Source organism: Pseudoalteromonas sp. Z1A6 (assembly GCF_011378745.1).
Taxonomy (GTDB): Bacteria; Pseudomonadota; Gammaproteobacteria; order Enterobacterales; family Alteromonadaceae; genus Pseudoalteromonas; species Pseudoalteromonas arctica.
Genome location: NZ_WTKW01000433.1, coordinates 1 through 3,111 on the forward strand (window position 1 = coordinate 1; position 3,111 = coordinate 3,111).

Sequence of the window (3,111 nt, forward strand, 5' to 3'; positions counted from 1 at the left end):
CTAGTGTAGCGGCAGAGAAAATTGGTTCTAACCAAGTTAATTTACAATCAGCAGCAGCAGATGGTTTTGGACAAGCTGCAGCTGCCACAGCAACTTTAGCTAATAGTGCTGTTGCTGGTGGTACATATGATATATCTGGACGTAATGATGCTCAAGTTACTATTGCTGCTGGTGCGAGTGCTGAAGATGCCGCTGCTGCGATTAACAGTGTAACGAGTTCTACAGGCGTTACAGCTCAAGCAAGAACTGAAGCTGGCTTATCTCTTTCTGCGCTAGCTACTGCAGATGAATCTGTAAGTTTTGAACTTAATGGCGAAAAGCTATCATTTGTTGGTACTGGCACTAAAGCTGGTGATGAGCAAGCACTAGCTGAGGCTATTAACAGTGCAACTGATGAGCATGGTGTTACAGCAACAATTGAAAATGGTGCTCTTTCTGTATCAAACAACAACGGTGCAGATATTACATTTGCGGGTTTAACCGACAGCGCTGGTACGCCATCAGTTGAACTTGATGTTACTCCAGAAGGTTATAATGGGGCTGCTGGTGCAGCCGTAACATTAAATACAGCCGCTGGTGCAACTAGAGTATCAGGTGCTGTTCAGTTGAATTCCTCAGAAACATTTAGTGCTAAAGCAAGCGATGCGTCTTTAGCCGCTGGTGTAACTGATGTAACAAGTAAGCTAAATGATGTTGCTGACGTTGATATTACAAGCCAGAAAGGCTCACAAGATGCGTTAGCAATTATCGATAACGCGATTGCAAACATCGACTCACAACGAGCGAGCTTAGGTGCGGTTCAAAACCGTTTTGACCATACAATAAGTAACTTAGCGAATATTTCTGAGAACGTGTCTGCATCACGTAGTCGAATTCAAGATACTGACTTCGCAACAGAAACCGCTGAGATGACGAAGAACCAGATATTGCAACAAGCAGGTACATCAATCTTGTCGCAAGCAAATCAGTTGCCACAAACAGCACTTAGCTTATTAGGTTAATAAGTCAAGCGTTAGCTTAATGGTTAGCTAGTACATAAAGTCAGTATTAGTTTTACAATAAAAGGAGGTGGCTTTAGCTACCTCCTTTTATGGTTCAAGGGCTAAAATTAAGCTATTGTTGGTTTAATTAAATACACATAGGAATCTGTTATGAATACAATTACTTCAAATGCAGAGGTTACAACGTTATCTAATCTAACCGCTGGAAATGACAAGCAGGTAGGACAGGTTGTTCACTCTTTAACCGAACGAGCTGTTGATGATGTAAATCAAGTGGATAAACAAAATCAACAGCAATTACAGAAAAACCAATACGATATAAACCCTACGGAAAAGCAGCCTTTAGAGCGTGAACAGTTAGAAGAGATGGCGCAACAATTGCAGGACTTTATGGGCGAAATGAACCGAAGTTTACAATTTAAAGTTGATGAAGATTCAGGCCGCGATGTAATTAAAGTTCTTGATAAAAACAGTGGTGAAGTCATTAAACAATATCCTTCTGAGGAAGTGTTAAGTTTAGTGTCTAAATTATCTGAATCGGCAGGTATTTTGATTGATCAAACGGTTTAGTGAGTAGTTCCAATCACTAATAATAAGTTAGTTTATTTTTGAGTATTTAAGAGGTGAAGTATGTCTATTTCGTTTAATGGCTTAGGCTCAGGTTTAGCCGTATCAGATATTGTTGATGCATTAGTTAATGCTGAACAAGCACCTGCTGAAGCTCGTTTAAATACTAAAGAAGCTAATTTAACAACAGATATTTCAGCTGTTGGCGCACTTAAGTCAGCGCTCGAAAAAGTGCAAACCTCAATGGAAGCTTTGGGGGATAGTGATAAATACCAGCAGCGTAGTACATCAGGTACTGATGACTTTATCTCTATTAGCGCAGATGAAAACGCGCAGCCTGGAAGCTATAACGTAAAAGTAGACGCATTAGCACAAGCTCATAAGTTATCTTCCCCTGCGTTTGCTGCAGACGAGGCTATAGGTGCGGGTGTAATCACGATAGGCTCTGGCACAAATAGTTTTTCTACGGTTTTATCGGCTACAAACACGTTAGAAGATTTACGAGACCAAATTAATAACGGCCCTTTTACTGGCAATGATAGTAATGATTCAGTTGTGGCCACTATAGTCACGAGTGATACAGGTCAGCATTTAGTACTTACAAGTAAAGAAACCGGTGAAGACAACGCAATTACAATTTCCGTACAAGACGATGACGGTAATAATACTGATACTGGCGGATTATCTCGATTAGCTTATGACGTATCAGATGCAGATCCAGCTAACCATACTACTAATCTAACTGAAGTAAACGCTGCACAAAATGCACAGATAACAATTGATGGTGCGTTGACTGTATCAAGTAATACTAATGAGTTTAGCAATGTTATTGATGGTGTTGACATTAATGTTAAGAAACTGCATGACATCGATGACGACATAAGCGACATATCAGTTACTGAGAACAATAATAATATTAAAACAGGTTTAAATAGTTTTATCAGTAGTTACAACGAGTTGTTAGAGCTTAGTAACACCTTAGGTGCGTCAGGTGAAGATGGCGTTGGCGTAATGGCTGGGGACTCATTATTACGTGGTGTAATGTCTAAACTGCGAGATACAATAACAGATTCAGTAAATGTAGGAGGGAGTTCGTTATCACTTTCACAATTAGGAGTAACAACTGACCGGTATGGTGTGCTTAGCTTGGATAGTGACACATTGAATGATCAAATTAAATCCGATGTTAGTTTAGTACAGCAATTTTTTGTTGGTAGTAATGATGATGGCTTTGCACAGTCGTTTGATGATTTAGTTAGTTTTTATACAGATTCTGACGGTATTATCCAAAACAGAATTGATAGTAAAACAAATCAGTTAGATGATTTAGATGATCAAAGAGAAAGTTTAACAAGTAAAATGGAGTCGTTATCAGCTCGTTTATATTCTCAATATAATGCGATGGATTTATTGGTGGCGAGCCTTAATAACACCAGCAGCTATGTCCAAGCTCAATTAGAGAACATGCCAGGCGTAGTTAGGCAATCAAATTAATAGCTGAGTAAGAATATTATAGATTTAATAAAAAACCGCTAAGTTTAAA

3 protein-coding genes are annotated in these 3,111 nt (G+C 39.1%); all 3 read left to right on the forward strand.

Features of this window, described 5'->3' with window-relative positions; genetic code table 11:
* On the forward strand, positions 1-1,001 hold a 1,001-nt coding region (locus tag GQR46_RS18145; RefSeq protein ID WP_165741899.1), incomplete at its 5' end, for a flagellin.
* Positions 1,002-1,151: 150 nt separating this feature from the next.
* Positions 1,152-1,571: a flagellar protein FlaG gene (locus GQR46_RS18150; RefSeq protein WP_165741901.1), complete on the forward strand. Its 420-nt coding sequence runs from the start codon at positions 1,152-1,154 to the stop codon at positions 1,569-1,571.
* Between the two features lie 60 nt (positions 1,572-1,631).
* Entirely contained in the window at positions 1,632-3,062 is a 1,431-nt protein-coding gene (fliD, locus tag GQR46_RS18155) for a flagellar filament capping protein FliD (protein WP_165741903.1), read from the forward strand.
* The last annotated feature ends 49 nt before the right edge of the window (positions 3,063-3,111 follow it).

Bases quoted from the DNA above. Each gene is read 5' to 3' on its own strand.
- GQR46_RS18150 (WP_165741901.1), top strand. From the start codon at position 1,152: ATGAATACAATTACTTCAAATGCAGAGGTTACAACGTTATCTAATCTA.
- fliD (WP_165741903.1), top strand. From the start codon at position 1,632: ATGTCTATTTCGTTTAATGGCTTAGGCTCAGGTTTAGCCGTATCAGAT.